Source organism: Vulcaniibacterium thermophilum (assembly GCF_007923255.1).
In the GTDB taxonomy this organism is placed as follows: Bacteria; Pseudomonadota; Gammaproteobacteria; order Xanthomonadales; family Xanthomonadaceae; genus Lysobacter_F; species Lysobacter_F thermophilum.
Window position 1 is genome coordinate 25,248 of the sequence record NZ_VOHJ01000017.1, and the last position, 19,654, is coordinate 44,901.

21 protein-coding genes are annotated in these 19,654 nt (G+C 72.2%); 13 read left to right on the forward strand and 8 right to left on the reverse strand.

Annotated features, from left to right (window positions below; genetic code table 11):
* Positions 1 to 51 precede the first annotated feature (51 nt).
* On the reverse strand, positions 52 to 297 hold the full coding sequence (locus FQY64_RS08530; RefSeq protein WP_146473844.1) for a hypothetical protein: 246 nt from the start codon (positions 295 to 297) through the stop codon (positions 52 to 54).
* Between the two features lie 592 nt (positions 298 to 889).
* On the opposite strand from FQY64_RS08530, the gene FQY64_RS08535 reads away from it, so the two are divergent.
* Complete coding sequence (locus tag FQY64_RS08535; protein ID WP_146473845.1) at positions 890 to 1,360, forward strand: NUDIX hydrolase; 471 nt, start codon at positions 890 to 892, stop codon at positions 1,358 to 1,360.
* 43 nt (positions 1,361 to 1,403) lie between these two features.
* On the opposite strand, the gene FQY64_RS14750 is transcribed toward FQY64_RS08535, so the two are convergent.
* The 5 genes from FQY64_RS14750 to flgA form a co-directional block, all read right to left on the reverse strand.
* A complete protein-coding gene (locus tag FQY64_RS14750; RefSeq protein WP_186760899.1) occupies positions 1,404 to 1,562 on the reverse strand; it encodes a hypothetical protein in 159 nt (52 codons plus the stop codon).
* A 357-nt stretch (positions 1,563 to 1,919) separates the two neighbouring features.
* On the reverse strand, positions 1,920 to 3,206 hold the full coding sequence (locus FQY64_RS08540; RefSeq protein WP_146473846.1) for an ATP-binding protein: 1,287 nt from the start codon (positions 3,204 to 3,206) through the stop codon (positions 1,920 to 1,922).
* Between the two features lie 13 nt (positions 3,207 to 3,219).
* Entirely contained in the window at positions 3,220 to 3,555 is a 336-nt protein-coding gene (locus FQY64_RS08545; protein ID WP_146473847.1) for a flagellar protein FlgN, read from the reverse strand.
* Complete coding sequence (gene flgM, locus FQY64_RS08550) at positions 3,552 to 3,863, reverse strand: flagellar biosynthesis anti-sigma factor FlgM (RefSeq protein WP_146473848.1); 312 nt, start codon at positions 3,861 to 3,863, stop codon at positions 3,552 to 3,554. Before flgM ends, FQY64_RS08545 begins: the two co-directional genes overlap by 4 nt.
* Positions 3,864 to 4,002: 139 nt before the next feature.
* Entirely contained in the window at positions 4,003 to 4,686 is a 684-nt protein-coding gene (gene flgA / locus FQY64_RS08555) for a flagellar basal body P-ring formation chaperone FlgA (RefSeq protein ID WP_146473849.1), read from the reverse strand.
* Positions 4,687 to 5,090: 404 nt separating this feature from the next.
* On the opposite strand from flgA, the gene FQY64_RS08565 reads away from it, so the two are divergent.
* The 12 genes from FQY64_RS08565 (at position 5,091) to flgL (ending at position 16,737) form a co-directional block, all read left to right on the forward strand.
* Entirely contained in the window at positions 5,091 to 6,020 is a 930-nt protein-coding gene (locus tag FQY64_RS08565) for a chemotaxis protein CheV (protein ID WP_146473851.1), read from the forward strand.
* Positions 6,021 to 6,586: 566 nt separating this feature from the next.
* Positions 6,587 to 6,937 (forward strand): flagellar basal body protein, encoded by a 351-nt coding sequence (locus tag FQY64_RS08570; RefSeq protein WP_146473852.1) that lies wholly within the window; start codon positions 6,587 to 6,589, stop codon positions 6,935 to 6,937.
* Positions 6,938 to 6,940: 3 nt separating this feature from the next.
* The gene (gene flgC, locus FQY64_RS08575; RefSeq protein WP_146473853.1) at positions 6,941 to 7,348 is read left to right on the forward strand and encodes a flagellar basal body rod protein FlgC; all 408 of its coding nucleotides are present in this window, start codon (positions 6,941 to 6,943) and stop codon (positions 7,346 to 7,348) included.
* Positions 7,349 to 7,359: 11 nt separating this feature from the next.
* Positions 7,360 to 8,031: a flagellar hook assembly protein FlgD gene (locus FQY64_RS08580; RefSeq protein ID WP_146473854.1), complete on the forward strand. Its 672-nt coding sequence runs from the start codon at positions 7,360 to 7,362 to the stop codon at positions 8,029 to 8,031.
* Between the two features lie 12 nt (positions 8,032 to 8,043).
* Complete coding sequence (flgE, locus tag FQY64_RS08585) at positions 8,044 to 9,261, forward strand: flagellar hook protein FlgE (RefSeq protein WP_146473855.1); 1,218 nt, start codon at positions 8,044 to 8,046, stop codon at positions 9,259 to 9,261.
* 56 nt (positions 9,262 to 9,317) lie between these two features.
* Entirely contained in the window at positions 9,318 to 10,055 is a 738-nt protein-coding gene (locus FQY64_RS08590; protein ID WP_146473856.1) for a flagellar basal body rod protein FlgF, read from the forward strand.
* A gap of 57 nt (positions 10,056 to 10,112) precedes the next feature.
* Positions 10,113 to 10,898, forward strand: coding sequence for a flagellar basal-body rod protein FlgG (gene flgG / locus FQY64_RS08595; protein WP_146473857.1), 786 nt, complete (start codon positions 10,113 to 10,115; stop codon positions 10,896 to 10,898).
* Positions 10,899 to 10,903: 5 nt separating this feature from the next.
* Positions 10,904 to 11,575, forward strand: coding sequence for a flagellar basal body L-ring protein FlgH (flgH, locus tag FQY64_RS08600; protein ID WP_146473858.1), 672 nt, complete (start codon positions 10,904 to 10,906; stop codon positions 11,573 to 11,575).
* Positions 11,572 to 12,681: a flagellar basal body P-ring protein FlgI gene (locus FQY64_RS08605; protein ID WP_146473859.1), complete on the forward strand. Its 1,110-nt coding sequence runs from the start codon at positions 11,572 to 11,574 to the stop codon at positions 12,679 to 12,681. Before flgH ends, FQY64_RS08605 begins: the two co-directional genes overlap by 4 nt.
* A gap of 1 nt (position 12,682) precedes the next feature.
* Positions 12,683 to 13,639 (forward strand): flagellar assembly peptidoglycan hydrolase FlgJ, encoded by a 957-nt coding sequence (flgJ, locus tag FQY64_RS14755; RefSeq protein WP_186760900.1) that lies wholly within the window; start codon positions 12,683 to 12,685, stop codon positions 13,637 to 13,639.
* A 12-nt stretch (positions 13,640 to 13,651) separates the two neighbouring features.
* A complete protein-coding gene (flgK, locus tag FQY64_RS08610) occupies positions 13,652 to 15,541 on the forward strand; it encodes a flagellar hook-associated protein FlgK (protein ID WP_186760901.1) in 1,890 nt (629 codons plus the stop codon).
* Positions 15,538 to 16,737 carry a flagellar hook-associated protein FlgL gene (flgL, locus tag FQY64_RS08615; RefSeq protein WP_146473860.1) on the forward strand — a complete coding sequence of 400 codons (1,200 nt, stop codon included), beginning with the start codon at positions 15,538 to 15,540 and terminating at the stop codon, positions 16,735 to 16,737. The genes flgK and flgL overlap by 4 nt, the downstream gene beginning before the upstream one ends.
* 247 nt (positions 16,738 to 16,984) lie before the next feature.
* On the opposite strand, the gene FQY64_RS08620 is transcribed toward flgL, so the two are convergent.
* Positions 16,985 to 18,481 (reverse strand): XVIPCD domain-containing protein, encoded by a 1,497-nt coding sequence (locus FQY64_RS08620; RefSeq protein WP_186760902.1) that lies wholly within the window; start codon positions 18,479 to 18,481, stop codon positions 16,985 to 16,987.
* 3 nt (positions 18,482 to 18,484) lie between these two features.
* Positions 18,485 to 19,420 carry a hypothetical protein gene (locus FQY64_RS08625; RefSeq protein WP_146473861.1) on the reverse strand — a complete coding sequence of 312 codons (936 nt, stop codon included), beginning with the start codon at positions 19,418 to 19,420 and terminating at the stop codon, positions 18,485 to 18,487.
* Positions 19,421 to 19,654 lie beyond the last annotated feature (234 nt).

Genomic DNA, 19,654 nt, shown 5'->3' on the forward strand with positions numbered 1-19,654 from the left:
AGCTGCTCCTGCAGGAGACGGCGTGGGGCGCGCGCGAAAGCGCGGGTGTGATCAGCGCGCGGCGGGCGCGACGGCGGGCGCCGCGCCCGCTTCGGCGCGGGTGTCGTGCCAGCCCATGAACAGCACGCCCAAGCCGACCAGCACCAGTCCGAGCACCAGACGCAGGATCATCGACCACAGCGGAACGCGGCCGTGCCGGCGCCGGGTCGCCTCGCGCACGACCTCGGCCGCGCGTGCGGCGCCATCGCCCGGCACGATGCCCGGGCTGCTCTCGATACCGGTGCGGATGCCTCGCATGCCTGTCCCCCTGTGCGGCACCCACGGACTCAGCCGGGGTGCGATGTTCATCTTGCCCCCGTCGGAGCGGCCACGAACCCGACCGCGCCCACGGTTCCTCGTGACGCAATGCAGCAACCGCGTCCTGCATCGCCCGCCCGGCCCGGCCCGGCGGCACGCTTTCCAAGGCCATGCAAGTTCCGTTCCAGGCCGGCAGCGGTCCGCTCGAGGCGGCGGCTGCCGTGCGGCGCCGAAGTATGGCTTTTTGCCACGGATTTACACCGATGAGCACGGACAGAAGGCGACTCGGGAAAGGCCTTATCCGCGTTCATCCGCGTTGAGCCGTGGCGCAAGGCATCGCGTCCCGGGCGCGATCGATTCGGCGGCAGCGCGCAGCGCGGATGCAAATTCGACCGCAAGCGCAGCTCCTTCACCCGCTGTGTGGCGCCCCGCGCCCGCGCTTTCAATCGGCGTGCGCCGCAACGGTCACTTGCCGTACAGCGGCGGAAGTGGCCCCGCCCGGGGAAGCGGCGCGCGTCAGCGGCAATGGCCGCGATGGCCGCTTGCGGGCGACGATGGGGTCGCCGAGCATGCGGCGAGGAGGTGCGTCCGGATGCGAGGAACGACGCCGCTCAGCGCGGGAATCCTGCTCTATCGCCGCGATGGCGATGGCCCGCGCGTGCTGCTCGCGCATCCCGGCGGCCCGTTCTGGCGCACGCGCGATGCCGGCGCATGGTGCGTCCCCAAGGGTGCCGTCGAGCCCGGCGAGAGCGTCGAACAGGCGGCGCGCCGCGAGTTCGAGGAGGAACTCGGCGCACCCGCGCCTGCGCGCCTGACGCCGCTGGGCCGCATCCGCCAGCGCGGCGGCAAATGGGTCGAGGCGTTCGCCGCCGAGGGCGCGTTCGACCCGCGCGCGCTGCGAAGCCTGGAGTTCGAGATGGAATGGCCGCCGCGCAGCGGCCGGCTGGCGCGCTTCCCGGAAGTGGACCGGGTGGCGTGGTTCACGTTCGCGCAGGCGCGCGAGCGCATCCTGCCCAGCCAGTTGCCGCTGCTGGACCGCCTGCAGGCGCTGCTCCAGGGCTGACGTGCGCGGAAGCGGTGCCTGCGGGCGGGTCGGGATGGCCCGCTCAGCGTCCGGCGCGCAGCGCCTTCCAGGAGCGCCAGGCGCCGACCGCGATCGCGCCGATCAGCAGCGGCAGCGGCTGGAAGTTGCCGACCGACTGGAAGGTGAGCGCGCCGACGATCATGGCGAGCACGAGAACGATGAGAAGGTCGAGACGAGGCACCGGGGTGTGTCCTGTTCGCAAGGCTGGAAACGCGCCGCGGCGGAAGTCGCCCCGGCGTGCCATCGGAAGGCGATCGGTGTGCGACCGCTCCGCACACGTCAGCGGCCGCCTTCACGCGATCTGAAGGTTTCCCGGACGAACGGCGGCGCGCCTCGCGGCGCGCCGGGCGGTGCCCGGGCCGAGGGTATTCTGCATCAGCGCATGGGCGCGTCGAGCCGCGCGTGGAGCCGGCGTGAAGCGCGAATCCCCCGGCGTTCAGGCTGGGCTGCGAAGCCGCGCACGAGGCGACTGGACAGGCCGCGGACGACCTGCCTCGGGCACCCGTTCCGATCGCGCGCGGCGCCGCGCGAGGGCCTGTCAGCGCGCGTCCGCCCCGGCGGCGTGCGGCTGGCGCACCGGCAGCACCACGCGGAACGTCGTGCCCTTGCCCGGCGCGCTGTCGACCTCGATGCGGCCGTGGTGCTTGGCGACGATGCCGTAGGAAATCGACAGCCCCAGACCGCTGCCACGCCCCACCGGCTTGGTGGTGAAGAACGGATCGAAGATGCGCGGCAGCACCGCATCGGGAATGCCCTCGCCGTCGTCGCGGATCGACACCCACACGTCCTCGCCCTCGTGCCCGGTGGCGATCTCGATGTGGCCGCGCTCGGCGATCGCCTGCCCGGCGTTGACCAGGATGTTCATGAACACCTGGTTGAGTTCGGACGGCAGGCATTCGACCAGCGGCAACTGGCCGTAGTGCTTCTCCAGCCGCACCTTGTACTTGAGCTCGTTCCAGACGATGTTGAGCGTGCTGTCCAGGCCCTTGTGCAGATCGGCCATCACCCACGATTCGCCGCGGCCGGCGTGGGAGAAGTCCTTCAGGTCCTGCACGATCTTGGTCACGCGCTCGATGCCTTCGCGCGATTCGGCCACCAGTTCGGGCAGGTCGCGCAGCATGAAGTCGAGGTCGAAACGCGCGCGCAGGTCGGCGATCTCGGTCGCCGCCTCGGCCTCGCTGCCCGGCGGCAGCACGCGCTCGTAGGCGTGCAGCAGGGTCAGCAGGTTGCGCAGGTACTCCTGCAGGGTGGCGAGATTGGAGTTGACGTAGCCGATCGGGTTGTTGATCTCGTGCGCGACGCCGGCGGCGAGTTGGCCGATCGAGGCCATCTTCTCCGACTGCAACAGTTGCTCCTGCGCGCCGGCCAGCCGCAGGTAGGCCTGCTGCAGTTCGGCGTGGCGGCGCTGCAGTTCCTCCTCGCGCTGCTGCATCACGGTGACGTCGCGCAGCAGCAGGCAGCGCGAGCGGCCGCCGTCCTCGCCCTCGCCGAGCGGGATCTCGGTGACCTGCAGCGTGCAGCGCTCGCCGGCGGCGGAGGTGAGGGTCACGGTGGCGTGGCGGTTGCTCGGCTCGCCGTTGTCCAGCCGCAACGGCAGCAGCGCCATCAGGCGCTCGCCGCAGCGTTCGTCGGGCGGCTGCCCTTCCAGCAGTTCGAGCAGGCGGTGCGCGGCCGGGTTGGCGTAGGTCGGGGCCGGCGGCTGCAGCACGATCAGCGCATCGTCCAGACGCTGGGCGAGCGCGTAGAGGTCGCGGCCCAGACGGGACCGGGCGGGATTGCGGCGTTCGGTGAGGACCACGATGGGCGAGACGGTGCCGGTGCTCATCGCATCGTACACGTCATCCGTAGCCGAGGACGCGCGAACGCGGCTGGACGGCCATGCGGCCGCGGACGTCGTAGCCGGTCTCGGCTTCGACGCGGCCCAGGTGACGCAGCGCCCAGCGCACCTCGCGCTGGCGGCGGGCCAGCAGCGCGCCGTTGGCGCGGTTGAGCTCGGCCAGTTCGGCGATGCGCTCGCGCGCCTCGACCGGCGGGTCGGCCTCCAGCGCGGCGAGCGCCTCGACCTTGGCGCGGTTGGCATCGATCAGCGCGGCCGCGTCGCGCGCGATCAGCGCCTCGCGCTCGGCCTTCAGGGCCGCCGCGAGGGCATCGAGCCAGGCCGCGCCGTCGCTCATCCGCCGAGCTCCTGTTCGAGCTGGATCATGCGCGAAGCGATCGCCTGCGGATCGATGCGGTAGGCGCCCGACTCGATGGCGCTGCGCACCGCGTCGACCTTGGCCAGGTCCATCGCCGGGTTCTGCGCCAGCTCCTGCTGCAACTGGGCCAACTCGGCGGCCTCGCCGGTGAAGCGGGCGCTGTCGGCGGCGACGGGGCCTGCGACCGGCGCGCCGCCGCTGGCGGGCGCGCGGGTGCCGGCGGGCTCGGTGGCGAGCCGGGCCGGCGGGGCGACGCCTGCGCCGACGCCGTCGATCTTGTGAGCCATGACAGGGTGCTCCTGTGAAGGGTTCGGTCCGGATAGCGGCCTGCGGTGCGGGAACTTGAGCGCCCCTGCCTCCGTCTGCCTTGACGCCCGTTATCGGCGTCCCCGTTGACGAACTTTAACGCGCGAAGGCGGATGGCCTTCAGCGCGCGGTCACTTCCGCCTCCCCTGCCCCCCGCGCGCGCGCCTGGACGATGCGGCGGGTGGCGAGATTCTCGACGTTGACCCGGTCGCCGGGCGCCGCGTCGCCGAGCGCGCGGCCTTCGGCGCGGACCTCGATGCCGCCGGCGCGCGCGATCAGCGCCACGGCGTCGCCGCGGCGGATCACCGGCGCGGCGGCGAGGTCGCGCGCGGTCAGCACGGTGCCCGGCACCAGCAGGCGCCGCGCAAGCTGGCCGACCGCCTGCGCCGGATCGCTCAGCCCCGGGCTGGCGAGGCCGGCGACTTCGCGCGTTTCGACCGCCAGCGCCTCGGCCGGCACCGGCGCGCCGGGCGCGACCGGCTGGCGCACCACCAGCACCGGCACGCTGCGCCGCACCCGCACCGGCACGTAGAGCCGCCAGGCGGGCGCGGCGCAGCGCACCTCGACCGTGCCCGGACGCGCCGGCGCCGCCTGCAGCGCCTGCGGACAGGCGGGCAGGCGCAGACGGTCGTCGACGAGGGCTTCGACCGTCGTGCCGGGGGCGCCGGCGTCGGGCACGGCCGCCACCACGGCGGCGCGGATGGCCGCCACCGGGTGATGGCCCGCGCCCTGCTGGGCGCCGACGTCCAGCGGCGTCGTCGGCGCGAGGAGCGCAAGCAGCAGCAGAGCGAGGACGCGGGCCATGCGGGCGGGTCTGCAAGGGGTGTGCCGGGTTGGGGGGCGGGAATCGGGAATCGGGAATCGGGAATCGGGAATCGGGAATCGGGAATCGGGAATCGGGAATGGGGAATGGGGAATGGGGAATGGGGAACGGGAAGCGGGAGGTGGAACGGGGAGCGGGGCGGGGTGAGGGAAAAGCTCACCGGCTTTCACTCCCTCTCCCCCACCCGTGGGGGAGAGGGTGGGGTGAGGGGGGAACGAAGCGACGCATCGCCACACGCGCGCATCGCCCGGTAGCCCGGGGCATCCTTCCCCGCCTCCCGCCTCCCGCCTCCCGACTCCCGACTCCCGACTCCCGATTCCCGATTCCCGATTCCCGACTCCCGATCCCCGCTCAAGACTCCCGGCGCGCGGCCGATCACGCCGTCATGCCGCTCGATCTTCTCGAACGTATCGACCAGCGCACGCGTCTGGCCGGCCACAACCGGCTCGCGCTGCTGCTGTTCCGTCTGGGCGGACGCCAGCTTTTTGGCGTCAACGTGTTCAAGGTGCAGGAAGTGCTGCGCAAGCCGCGGCTGTTCCCGATGCCGCACAGTCCGGCGCAGGTGCTCGGCGCCGCCGATCTGCGCGGCCGCAGCGTGCCGGTGATCGACCTGGCGCAGGCGGTCGGCTTTCCCGAGCCCGATCCGAACCCCGACTACCTGATCGTCACCGAGTTCAACCGCAGCGTGCAGGGGTTCCTGGTCAGCGCGGTGGACCGCATCGTCGACATCGACGTGGTCAACGTGCAGCCGCCGCCGGGGCACGAGGGCGAGTCCAGCCACCTCACCGCGGTCACCCGCCATCACGGCGAGCTGATCCAGATCGTCGACGTGGAGCGCGTGCTGGCCGAGGTGGCCGGACCCGCGGGGCCGCCGGCGCTGGCGCTGGAGCTGCCGGCGGTGGCGCCCGGCTGCCGCGGCCGGGTGCTGGTGGTGGACGACTCGCGGGTGGCGCGCGGGCAAATCCAGCGCGTGCTGGAGCAGCTCGGGCTGGAGGCGGTGCTGCTGGCCGATGGCCGGCAGGCGCTGGAGCATCTGCAGTCGCTCGCGGCGCAGGGCGAGGACGTCTGCGCGCGCTATCGGATGGTGATCTCCGACATCGAGATGCCGGCGATGGACGGCTACTCGCTGACGACGGAAATCCGGCGCGACCCGCGCCTGGCGGGCCTGTACGTGCTGCTGCACACCTCGCTGTCGGGCATCTTCAACAACGCGATGGTCGAGCGCGTGGGCGCCAACTGCTTCGTCGCCAAGTACAGCCCGGACGAGCTGGCCCAGCGGGTGATGGCGCGATTGGAGGCGTTGGGGGTGCAGTAGCTCGGGGGAATCGGGAATCGGGAATCGGCAAAGGATGCCCGGTTACCGGGCGGTGCGCGCGCGTAGCGGCGCGTCGCTTCGTTGCCCCCTCACCCCAACCCTCTCCCCCGCGAGCGGGGGAGAGGGAGCGAAAGGCGGACTCGCCCTGCTGCCGCGCTCCAGGACGGGCTGAGTTCTCGACGGGCAGGCCGTCGGAGCCGCGTCGCTTCGTTGCCCCCTCACCCCAACCCTCTCCCCCGCGAGCGGGGGAGAGGGAGCGAAAGGCGGACTCGCCTGCTGCCGCGCTCCAGGACCGGACTGAGTTCTCGACGGGCAGGCCGTCGGAGCCGCGTCGCTTCGTTGGCCCCCTCACCCCAACCCTCTCCCCCGCGAGCGGGGGAGAGGGAGCGAAAGGCCGGCTCCCGCGTTCCCCCGCTCCCCGCTCCCCGTTCCCCGCTCCCCGTTCCCCGCTCCCCGTTCCCCGTTCCCCGTTCCCCGTTCCCCGCTCCCCTCCCCCGCCCCCACCCCCACCCCTCAGGCACGCATCTTGCCTCCCGCTCCGCAGGCATCCCGCCTCCGGAGCTCCCATGAGCGACGCCACCGACCTGTTCGGCCTGCACGCCGCGGCGCTGCCGCTGCGCGAGCAACGGCTGAAGCTGCTGGCCGCGAACCTCGCCAACGCCGACACGCCGCACTACAAGGCGGTCGACATCGACTTCGCCACCGCACTGCGCCGCGCCGCCGCCGGCGGGGCCGAGGCCGCCCTGCCCGCGCCCGTGGTCTGGCGCGTGCCGACCCAGCCCAGCCTGGACGGCAACACCGTCGAAACCGACGTCGAGCAGGCCGCGTTCGGCCGCGCGGCGCTCGAGTACCGGGTCTCGCTGAGCCTGCTGGAAGGCCGCATCCGCAGTCTGCTGACCGCCATCACCGGGCAATAAGCCATGGCCAATCTCCCGATCTTCGACATCGCCGGCTCGGCGCTGTTCGCGCAGTCCACGCGCATCAACTCGCTCGCCAGCAACCTCGCCAACGCGCAGAACGTCAGCGGCGATCCGAATGCGGTCTACCGGCCGATCGAGCCGGTGTTCGCCGCGCAGCCGGTCGCGGGCAACCCGACCCTGCAGGGCGTGCGCGTGCTGGACGTGGTGCAGTCGCAGGCCGCGCCGGTCAAGCGCTACGAGCCCGGTCATCCGCAGGCCGACGCGCAGGGCTACGTGTACGCGCCGGACATCGACCCGGTCGCGCAGATGGTCAACCTGATCTCCGCCTCGCGCAGCTACCAGGCCAGCGTCGAGGTGCTCAACACCGCCAAGGATCTCGCCCTGGCGACCATCAACATCAACCGCTGAGGCCACGCCGGATGAGCGTCAACGCCACCTCGCTGTTCGGTTCGGCCGCCACGACGGGCACCGACAACCGCAAGAACAAGGACCTCGGACAGGCGGACTTCCTGCGCCTGATGACCGAGCAGCTCAAGAACCAGGATCCGCTGAAGCCGCTGGCGAGCAACGAGTTCCTCGGCCAGCTCGCGCAGTTCTCCACCGTGCAGGGCATCCAGTCGCTCAACGGCGCGTTCTCGGCGCTGGCGGCGGCGGTCGAGGGCGACCAGGCGCTGAAGGCGGCCGCGCTGGTGGGCCAGCAGGTGCAGGTGGAGAGCGACCGCTTCCAGCTCGGCGCGGAGGGCGGGCTCGCCGCCGCGATCGACGTGCCCGGCGCCGGCAAGGTGACCGTCGAGATCCTCGACGCCTCCGGCGCCGTGGTCCATCGCAGCGAAACGCTGGCCAACGGCGCCGGCACGCTGGACATCGAATGGGACGGCACGCTGGCCGACGGCAGCCGCGCGCCGGCCGGCGAATACCGCATCGCCGCGCGCGTGTCCGCGGGCGCCAGCACCGTCGCCCTCGCGCCGCTGCTGGAAGCGCGCGTGGACAGCGTCTCGCTCTCGCCCAGCGGCCTTCAACTCAATCTCGCGGGAGTCGGCGCGGTGCCGCTCTCCGCGGTCCATCGCATCGGCGCAAGCCCCCGCACCTGACCGGAGTACGCCATGAGCTTCCGTACCGCACTGAGCGGCCTGAACGCCGCCTCCACCGACCTCAACGTCGTCTCGCACAACATCGCCAACGTCAACACCGCCGGCTTCAAGAAGTCGCGCGCCGAGTTCGCCGACGTGTTCTCGGTGTCGCCCTATGGCCTTGCGCGCGTGCAGGTCGGCTCGGGCGCCAAGGTCGCCACCGTCGCGCAGCAGTTCGCGCAGGGCAACATCGACTTCACCGACAACAACCTGGACGTGGCGATCTCCGGCCAGGGGTTCTTCACCCTGTCCGACGCCGGTTCGCTGGTCTACTCGCGCGCCGGCAACTTCTCGCGCGACCGCGACGGCTACGTGGTGAACCCGGCCGGCCAGCGCCTGCAGGTATTCCCGCCCGGTCCGAACGGCACGTTCGACACCGGCCGCCTCGCCGATCTGCAGCTTTCCGCCGGCGAGAACCCGCCGGTCGCCACCACCACGATGGAAATCGCCACCACGCTGCCGGCCGGCGCCAACGCGCCCGCCACCTCGCCGTTCGACGCCAACGATCCGACCTCGTACAACCACACCACCTCGATGACGGTGTACGACTCGCTGGGCGTCGCGCACGTCGCCTCGCTGTATTACGTCAAGACCGCCAATCCGAACGAATGGCAGGTCTACACGCAGATCGACGGCAATGCGGTGGGCGGCGCGCAGACGCTGCAGTACTCCGACAGCGGCGCGCTCACCTCGCCGGCCACCGGGCAGTTCACGCTGCCGGCGTGGGATCCGGGCAACGGCGCCGCGCCGCTCAACATCACCGCCGACGTCGGCGATTCGACCCAGTACGGCGAGCGCTTCGTCGTCAGCGGCCTGAGCCAGAACGGCAACACCACCGGCCGCCTGACCGGCATCGAGATCAGCGCCGAAGGCGTGGTGTTCGCGCGCTACACCAACGGCCAGTCCACGCCGTTGGGCCAGCTCGCGCTGAGCAACTTCTCCAACCCGCAGGGACTGCAGAAGCTGGGCGACAACGCCTGGGGCGAGACGTTCGAGTCGGGCCAGCCGATCCGCGGGCAGGCCGGCACCTCGGCGTTCGGCCTGGTGCAGTCGGGCGCGCTGGAAGCTTCGAACGTCGATCTGACCGAGCAGCTGGTGAACATGATCACCGCGCAGCGCAACTTCCAGGCGAACGCGCAGATGATCACCACCCAGGACCAGGTCACCCAGACCGTCATCAACATCCGCTGACCGCCGCCGCGCCGCCGCGCGCGGCGTGAGCGGCTTCGGCGGCGCCGGAGGTCCGCATGGACAAAGCGCTCTACACCGTCATGACCGGCGCCAGCGCCACGCTGCGCGCGCAGGGCACGGTCGCCCACAACCTGGCCAACGCCAGCACGGTCGGCTTCAAGGCCGGCTTCGTCGCCACCGACACCTTCAAGGTGCCCGGCACCGGGCTGCCCACGCGCATCGACGCGGTGCCGCGCGCGGACGGCTTCGACGCCGCGCCGGGCTCGATCCTCAACACCGGCGGCGCGCTCGACGTCGCCCTGCACGACGGCGTGTGGATGGCGGTGCAGGCGCCCGACGGCAGCGAGGCCTACACCCGCGCCGGCGAGCTGCGCATCTCCGCCGAAGGCATGCTGACCACCGCCTCCGGCGCGCTGGTGCTGGGCGACGGCGGGCCGATCTCGCTGCCGCCGTACGAGCAGGTGCAGATCGGCGGCGACGGCACGCTGTCGATCCAGCCGCTGGGCCAGGGGCCGCAGACGCTGGCGATCGTCGGCCGGCTGAAGCTGGTGCAGGTCGAATCGCCGGCGCAACTGAGCCGCGGCGAGGACGGCCTGATGCGCGCCAACGCCGAGCTGCCGCCCGCCACCGGCACCGCGCTCACCGCCGGCGCGTTGGAGAACAGCAACGTCGATCCGGCCGGCGCGCTGGTGCAGATGATCGAGCTGTCGCGCCAGTTCGAGCTGCAGGTGAAGGTGATGAAGGACGTCGAGGACAACGCCCGCTCCGCCAACAGCCTGCTGCGCCTGGCCTGAGGCCGCGCTGGCACGCCGCTTGCAGCGTGAGTTCCACGTAGACCGGAGTTCCCTTCCATGATCAAGGCCCTGTGGATCGCCAAGACCGGCCTGGATGCGCAGCAGACGCGCATGTCGGTCACCGCCAACAACCTGGCCAACGTCAACACCACCGGGTTCAAGCGCAGCCGCGCCAGCTTCGAGGACCTGCTGTACCAGCACGAGCGCGCTCCCGGCGGCGCCACCTCGCAGCAGACGCAGTTGCCGTCGGGCGTGTCGGTCGGCACCGGCGTGCGCGTGGTCGCCACCGAGAAGACCTTCCAGCAGGGCAACCTGCTGCAGACCGGCAACGCGCTCGACGTGGCGATCAACGGCCGCGGCTTCTTCGAGGTGCAGTTGCCGGACGGCACGCCCGCCTACACCCGCGACGGCAGCTTCCAGATCAACGCGCAGGGCGAGCTGGTCACCAACGCCGGCTACCGCGTGCAGCCGGGCATCCAGATTCCGGAAGGCGCGCAGAGCGTCTCGATCGGCAGCGACGGCACCATCAGCGTGCAGGTCGCAGGCCAGGCCGCGCCGGTGCAGATCGGCTCGCTGACGCTGGCCGACTTCGTCAATCCGGCCGGCCTGCAGGCCAAGGGCGAGAACCTGTTCCTCGAAACCGGCGCCAGCGGCCCGGCGCAGACCGGAACGCCGGGGCTGTCGGGCCTGGGCACGCTCGCGCAGGGCTCGCTGGAGAGCTCCAACGTCAATGTGGTCGAGGAGCTGGTGAACATGATCGAGACCCAGCGCGCCTACGAGATGAACGCCAAGGCGATCTCGACCACCGATCAGATGCTCGCCTTCCTCAACAACAACGTGTGACCGTCATGCGCGCGCCGTTCGCTGCCCTGCTCGTCCTCGCCCTCGCCGGCTGCGCGAGCGCATCGCGTCGCGACGCCGACTGGACGCCGACCCAGCCGCTCGCCGCGGCGACGCCCGCGCCCGCGCCCACCGCCGGGGCGATCTACGGCGGCCAGGGCGGCCTGCGGCTGTTCCAGGACAAGCGCGCGCGCGAGGCGGGCGATCTGGTCACCGTCGTGCTGGTCGAGCGCACCGTCGCGCAGAGCCGCGCCAGCACGCAGATCAGCAAGGACTCGGAAACCAGCATCGCCGCGCCCAGCCTGTTCGGCGCGCCGGTGACCTACGGCGGGCGCAACATCCTCGACGCCGAGGTCAGCGGCTCGCGCACGTTCAAGGGCGACGGCGACACCTCGCAGAGCAACCGGCTGGACGGCGAGATCACCGCCACCGTGGTGCAGCGCCTGCCCAACGGCAATCTGGTGATCGTCGGCGAGAAGCGCGTGCGGCTGAACCAGGGCGACGAGCTGATCCGCATTCAAGGCGTGGTCCGCCCGGCCGATATCGGTCCCGACAACCGGATCGCGTCCAGCCGCGTGGCCGATGCCCGCATCGTCTACGGCGGCCGCGGTCCGGTCTCGAAATCCAACGCGATGGGCTGGCTGAGCCGCTTCTTCAATTCCGTGCTGATGCCGCTATGAGCCGCCTTCTCGTCCTGCTCGCCGCCGCCCTGCTCGCCCTCGCCGGCCCGGCGCGCGCCGAGCGCATCAAGGATCTCGCCTCGGTCGAAGGCGTGCGCGACAACCCGCTGATCGGCTACGGCCTGGTGGTCGGGCTGGACGGCTCGGGCGACCAGACCTCGCAGGCGCCGTTCACCGTGCAGAGCCTGAAGGCGATGCTGGACGAGCTCGGCGTGTCGATTCCGCCGGGCGTGAATCCGCAGTTGAAGAACGTCGCCGCGGTGGCGGTGCACGCGCAGTTGCCGCCGTTCGCCAAGCCCGGACAGGCGATCGACGTCACCGTGTCGTCGATCGGCAACGCGCGCAGCCTGCGCGGCGGCAGCCTGCTGATGACGCCGCTGCGCGGCGTCGACGGCCAGGTGTACGCGATCGCGCAGGGCAATCTGGTGGTCGGCGGCTTCGGCGCCTCCGGCCGCGACGGCTCGCGGATCTCGGTCAACATCCCCAGCGCCGGCCGCATCCCCAACGGCGCGATCGTCGAGCGCACGGTCAGCGAAGGCTTCGGCGGCGCCGGCAGCGGCGAGCTGCGGCTGAACCTGCACCGCGCCGACTTCACCACCGCATCGCGCATGGTCGAGGCGCTGAACGCCGCGTTCGGCCCCGGCACCGCGCGCGCCATCGACGCGGTGACGGTGAGCGTGCGCGCGCCGGAGGAGATGAGCGAGCGCATCGGCTTCATGGCGCGGGTGGAGTCGCTGGAGCTCGATCCCGGCGCGGCGGCGGCGAAGGTCATCATCAACGCGCGCACCGGCACCGTGGTGATGGGCGGCAACGTGCGCGTGGGTCCGGCGGCGGTGTCGCACGGCTCGCTGGTGGTGACCGTGTCCGAGAGCGCCACCATCAGCCAGCCCAACCCGCTCGGCAACGGCGCCACCGTGGTGGTGCCGCAGTCGCAGGTCGAAGCGCGCCAGGACGGCGGGCGCATGTTCCTGTTCCCCGGCGGCGTGTCGCTGGAGGAGATCGTGCGCGCGGTGAACGCGGTCGGCGCGGCGCCGGGCGACCTGGTCGCCATCCTCGAGGCGCTCAAGCAGGCCGGCGCGCTGCGCGCCGAGCTCGAGGTGATCTGACATGCAACTGCGCCCGACCGCCCTGCCCCTCGCTTCGTCCGCTCCGCAGGACGCGAAGTCGATCGACAAGGCCGCGCGCGCGCTGGAAGGCGAGTTCGCCCGCATGATGATCCGCGCCATGCGCCAGACCGGCCTCGGCGAGGACGCCAGCTTCCCCGGCGCGGCCGCGCAGTACCGCGATCTGTACGACGGCCAGCTCGCCGAGATGATCACGCGCGGTCGCGGCCTCGGCCTTGCGGAGACGATCCGCCGCCAGCTCGGCGCGCAGAGCGCGTCGTCGGCGCCGCCGTCCGCCCCCCTCCCGCTCGGCCGCGCGGCCGCGGCGCCGATGCCGCTGTACACCGGCGTGACGCCGCCCGCGCTGCCGATCGCGCCGCGCGCGCCGACCGTGCCCGGCGCCAGCCCGTCGTGGCCGCGCGCGGACGACTGGCAGGCCACGCCGCGCCAGGTCGCCGAGGCGGCGCGTCCCGCGCGCGAGGGCGCCAGCCGCGCCGAACGCTTCGTGGCCGAGATCTGGCCGCTGGCGAAGCAGGCCGCGCAGCAGCTCGGCGTCGATCCGAAGACGCTGGTCGCGCAGGCCGCGCTCGAAACCGGCTGGGGCCGGCGCCAGATCCGCACAGGCGACGGCGCCAGCGCCAACAACCTGTTCGGCATCAAGGCCACCGGCTGGAGCGGCGAGCGCGCGCGCAATCTCACCACCGAGTACGTCGGCGGCGAGCCGCGCCGCGAGAGCGCGCAGTTCCGCGTCTACGGCAGCATGGCCGAGAGCTTCGCCGACTACGTGCGCCTGCTGTCCGGCAACCCGCGCTACGCCGAGGCGCTGCGCGCGGGCGGCGACGGCCGCCGGTTCGCGCAGGCGCTGCAGAAGGCCGGCTACGCGACCGATCCCCACTACGCCGACAAGCTGATCGCGATCGCCGAGGGCCCCACCCTCAAGCGCGCGCTGGCGGGACTCTGAGGGAGGGCCTGAATGAGCATCCTCGGCACCGGAAGCTCCGCCCTGCTAGCGTTCCAGCGCGCGCTGGCGACCATCAGCCACAACGTCGCCAACGCCAACACCGACGGCTACAGCCGCCAGCGCGTGGAACTGGCCGCGCGGCCGGGCAACCCCTACGGCTACGGCTTCGTCGGCGCGGGCGTGGAGACCAGCGCGGTCACCCGTCTGGCCGACGGTTTCCACTTCTCGCGCGCGCTCGACAGCGCCGCGGAGCTGGGCCGGCTGGGCACCCTCGCCGGCCTCGCCGAACGCTTGGACACCGCGATCTCCGACGACGCGACCGGCCTGGCCGCGCCGTGGTCGGCGTTCTTCGACGCCATGCAGGGCGTCGCCTCGCAGCCGGCGTCGGGCGCCTCGCGGCAGGCGCTGCTGGATCGCGCCAACGCCATGGCCACCCGCGTGCGTTCGCTCGACGCGCAGTTCAAGTCGATCGACGTCGAGGTCAACGCCAAGATCGAAGGCAACGTGCGCGAGGTCAACCGCCTCAGCGGCGAGATCGCGCGCCTGAACGAGGAGATCGTGCGCCAGCGCGGCCTGGCCGGCGGCCAGCAGCCCAACGATCTGCTCGACCAGCGCGAGCGCCTGATCCAGGAGCTCTCCGCCAAGGCCGGCGTCGTCACCGCGATGCAGGAGGACGGCGCGATCAACGTGTTCACCGGTGGCGGGCAATCGCTGGTGGTGGGCACCAAGGCCCAGGCGCTGACCACGGTAGCCGACCCGTTCCGCCCCGAGCGGCGCGAGCTGGCGCTGCAATCGCCGAGCGGCCCGGTGCCGCTCGGGCCCGGCACGCTCGGCGGCGAGCTCGGCGGCCTGCTGGAGTTCCGCAGCCAGGTGCTCGATCCGGCGGCTTCGCAGCTCGGCCGCATCGCCGCCACCGTCGCCTACACCGTCAACGCGCAGCACCGTCAGGGCATGGACCTGTACGGGCAGATGGGCGGCGACTTCTTCCGTCCCATCACCGCCAACGTCAGTCCGCACGCGCTCAACACCGGCGGCGCCAGCCTGAGCGGCGCGCTGGCCGACCCGGCCGCGTTCGACGGCATCGATGCGGTGCTCACGTTCGACGGCGCGAGCTGGAGCGCGGTGCGGCGCGACAACGGCCAGCCGGTGACGCTGACCGGCACCGGCACCGCCGCCGACCCGCTGCGCGTGGGCGGCATGGCACTGGTGGTGAGCGGCAGCGCCGCCGCCGGCGACCGCTTCCTGCTGCGCCCGGCCAGCGGTGCCGCCGGCCAGTTGCAGGTGGCGATCACCGATCCCGGCCGCATCGCGGCCGCCTCGCCGCTGAAGGCGTCGGCGGACCTCGGCAACGATTCCGACGCCACCCCGGGCGCGCTCGCGATCGCCGACGCTACCGCGCCGGGCGTGGTCGCCAACCACACCGTCGTCTTCCTCGACGACACCACCTACAGCGTCGACGGCGGCCCGCCGGCGACCTACGACCCGGCCACCGGCATCGTCGGCGGCGGCTGGACGCTGAAACTCGAAGGCACGCCGCGCGCCGGCGACCGCTTCGACCTCGCCCCGCGCGGACCGGGTTCGAGCGACAACGGCAACATGCGCGCGCTGGCCGCGCTCGACGATCTCGGCCGCCTCGAAGGCGGCCAACTGTCGATGAACGGCGCGCTGCAGCAGCTCACCGTCGCCACCGCCTCGGCCGCGCGCCAGGCCGGCGACGCGCGCGACGCGCAGGGCATCATCGACCAGCAGGTGCGCGCCGATCGCGAGGCGCTGTCGGGCGTCAACCTCGACGAAGAGGCCGCCAACCTCCTGCGCTTCCAGCAGGCCTACCAGGCCGCGGCGCAGGTCATCGCGGCGGCCGACACCGTGTTCCAGAGCCTGTTGTCGGCGGTGCGGCGATGAGCGGACGGATCTCCACCCTGGGCATGCATCTGCTGGCGGTCTCGCAGATGCAGGCGCGCCAGGTCGAACTCTCGAAGACCCAGCAGCAACTGGCGACCATGCGCCGCGTGCTGGTCGGCCGCGACGACCCGATCGCGGCCGGCGTGGCCACCGCGCTCGAGCGCGCGCGCGCCGAGCACGAGCGCTACGGCACCAACGCCGACTTGGCCGAAACCCGCCTGCAGCTCGAGGAAACCGCGCTGGTCTCGCTCGGCGACCGGCTGGTGCGGATGCGCGAGATCGCGATCCAGGCCAACAACGCCACGCACACCGCCGACTCGCGCCGCGCGCTGCTGGCCGAACTGCGCGAACACCGCCGCGCGCTGGTGGCGCTGGGCAACGCCAGCGACGGCCAGGGCCGATTCCTGTTCGCCGGCACCGCCGACGGCAGCGCGCCGTTCGTGGAAACCGGCGGCGCGGTGAGCTACGTCGGCGATCAGACCCGCCGCCAGGTGGAGGTCGCGCCCGAAGTGACCGTGGTCGACAGCGATCCGGGCAGCGAGATCTTCATGCGCGTGCGCACCGGCGATGGCCAGGTGGCCGCGCGTGCCGCCGCCGCCAACACGGGCACCGCCGTGCTGCGTTCCACCGGCTTCGTCGATGCCTCGCAGTGGGACGGCGGCCAGTACCGCATCGAATTCGCGGGCGGCAACTATCAGGTGCTCGATGCGGCCAATACCCTCGTCGCCTCCGGCGCCTATGCCTCGGGGCAGGCGATCGTCGTGCGCGGGTACCAGGTCACGCTGGAAGGCGCGCCCGCGGACGGCGACCGCATCGACGTGGGGCCGGCTCCCGCGCGCAGCCTGTTCGAAACCGTCGATGCCCTGATCGCCGCGGTGCAGATGGCCGATACCCCGGCGTCCACCCAGGCCGCGCAGCAGAACGCCTTCTACGCCGCCATCCAGGATCTGGACACCGCGTCCGACCACGTCGTCGACCTGCGTTCCTCGGTCGGCGCGCGGCTGGCCACGCTGGAGGCCAGCGAGGAAGAACGCAACGCGCAGATCGTCTCGCTCAAGGCCACGCTCTCGGAGCTGCGCGATCTCGACTATGCCGAAGCCACCAGCCGCCTGGCCCGCGAATCGGCGGCACTGGAAGCGGCGCGCCTGAGCTACATGCGTATCCAGTCGCTGTCGCTGTTCTCGATGCTGCGCTGAGACTGCGCGAGCAAGGGGAGGAGTCGAAGCCCTCCCCTTCAAGGGGAGGGTTGGGTGGCGATGGGGTCGGAAGCCGCTGAACCTCGGATTCGGCGCAACCCCCTCCCAGCCTCCCCCTGCATCCGCAGGGGGAGGAGTGAGCCCTCCCCTGTTCACAGGGGAGGGTTGGGTGGGGTTGCGTCGGCGCCCCGCAGTGCGTCGGCCGCCGGGCAACCCCTGTGGATCGGGCGCCGGCCGGCGTCGGAGGTCACATCCGCGCCAGGCGCGGCGCCTCCTGCGTTGCATGCGTGTGCGCCAGCGCATGCTCGGGCAAACGCACAGGTTCGCGCTCGAAAGCTTGGAGTCGCTGCACGGACTGCTCCACCGGCGTGGCGACCGCCACCTCGGTGCGAACCCCCGCGCGCAGCGCCGCCGGATTCGCTGGATTCCCCTGCACCGCGAACGCATACTCCCCCGCGCCCGCCGTCGCGGTCGGGCGACTGAGCACGACCTGGTCGATCCGGCTCAGGCCCTGCTCGCGCGCCGCGACCGCCAGCGCGCCGGCGAGTCGCTCGCTGACCGCGTCGTAGGCGCGACCGAGCGATTCGTCCAGCGCACGTACCCGTTCGCGCGCCTGCTCCAGCAGCGGATGCGCCTGCCGCTCGCCCTCGAACGGCGGCGGCACGCGCACCGGCCGCTGCTGCAGTTCTCCGCCGCCGCGTGTGGAGGTGAGGACGTACTGCCACGTCGTCTGGCGGGGGTTGCCCCGGACGGCGTCCATAAAGTCTTTGTAATCACGCGTGTGGATCGTCTGACAGCCCGCGGAATCGGTGCTGTCGCGTGATCCACGGTGGATCTTCAAAGTGTTGTTGAGGTCCCGAATCCCGTCCACGTCGCCGGCGGTAAAGCGGCCATCGCCGTTGGTGTCGCGCTCGACCTGCCCGGCGCCGTTTTCCACGGCTGCCGCGGTCGGTCGCAACGCGCGATCGTGCGGATTCCCGCGCACCGGATGGGTCGCCGCTTGCATCTCGTAGACGCCCTCGCGCAGGCGACCGAGGTCCAGCACGCCATCGTGGTTCGCATCCTCGCCCTGGATGCGACGCGGCTCGACGCTCTCGAAGCCCGGCGCCGCTGCACGCCGCCCGCGGCCCGCCCGCTGGTCGTACTGCGCCGTCGGCTCGGTATTGGCCCACTCGGCGGTGAACACATCCCGCCGCCCCTGCACGTCGGTCCACAGCACCACGATGCGGTCGTCGTACACGCCCGTACCGCGCGAGGATTCGTCGAACGGCGTGCGCGGATCGTCCGCCTGCCGCCGGTCCGGTTCCCTTCTGGTGGCGGAAGCGCGGGTGTCGGTTTCCTGCCGCAAGCCGAGGATCACCCGCTCCTCCGCACGATCGAGCGCGCGCGCCGAAGCCTCGTTGCCGCGCACGCGGACGATGCTGGCGTAGATGTCGTACTGCTGCGCCTTGCCCAGGTGCGCCACTTCGGCGGCATGGTCCGGCAGACGCGGCGCCCCGCGCGCGGCGTCGAGGCGGTCGAGCGCGGGGCCAAGGCCCACGCGCCGGGCCGCCTGCCCCTCGGCCGCGATGCGCTCGCCTGCGAACGCCACCACGTACCGGTCCAGCGCCTCCTGGATCGCCGGCGGCTGCGCCGCCCGGCGCTGCTCCAGCAGCCGCAGCGCCTCGATCGCCTGCCCCTGCCGCGCCAGCCTGGCCACCTCGTCCGCGTTGGCCCGGATGTCGAATTCCCTTTCGCGGCTCATGCCTCAGTCGTCCCTTCTGCTTTCGGTGTCGTTTTCGATCCAGGGCGATTTTGGCGGTACGTCGTCCGATGCGTAGCACCGTCCGAGGTAGCTGAGTGCACATGGCCAGAGCGCGCGCGGCACTCGCTCGCGCAGCTCGAACCGCTCACCGTTCCACGTCACGAAGCCGAAATGGCCGAGGCCGTCGTCTGGCGAGAAGCGTCGATAGCGCCGGGGCGGCGGGTTTTCCGGATCGTACTCGGCAACCCAGCGTGTGGTGGGCACATCGCCCAGTTTCGAGATCTCCTCACCAGGCCCGCTGCCGGTGTGCTCCTCGAGCATCCGCAGATCGAGCGCATCGGGCTTGGGCGCCGGCGGCATGACCTCGGCGGTGACGTCGCGCGCCTGCCCGCCGGCATCGAGCCGGAACACACGGCGCCCGTAGGCCGCTTCGGGGCAATCCGTCTGCGAGTACTCGCAGAAGTGGGTCCACACCGCGTAGACGGTGTCCCCGGGCCGCCGGCCCTCGAACGAGCGCAGAACCAGATACTCCTGCGTCGCGCCAAGGTCGACGACCACGTCCGCACGCGCCCCGAAGCCGGGAACGACGCGGTAGATCACCCTTGCGAACCGACCATCGCCGGGCACCGGCGGCGCCCACGGCAGCAGCGGCGCGATCGCCCGCCACGCCCGCGCCATGTGCCGGGGCATGGGCCCCTTGCACTGCTCGCGTAGCAGCACCCGCGATCCGATGCTGGTCCGCTCGCCCGGACCGGTACAGTCCGCCCCCATCGCCCGCTCCAGCTCGAACGGCGCCGGTCTTGCGACCGCGGGCATCTCGGGCAGGGCTTCGAGGGGATCGTCCGGGACGGGCGCGGCGTCCGTCGGCCGGGCAGCGGCGCAGCCGAGGACCAGAAGCGCAGACAGGACGAGGACAGAGGAACGGCGCAGGAGCGGCATCGCGAATCCCTTCGGCGGATGGTGACGTGAGCGGGCCGGCGGTCGCGGCCGGCGTGACGCGGCATATCGCACTGGAATGGCGCCGAAGTTGCAAGACCGGCTGCGCGCCCTTGCCGTCTTGGCCGCGCCCGATGTCCTCGGGAGCCGGCTCCGCGTCGAGGCACGCACCAGCCCACGACGCCCAGGATGCTGCGACGGTCGCCTGGGCGGCCGACGGAATTCCGGAGCGCGGCC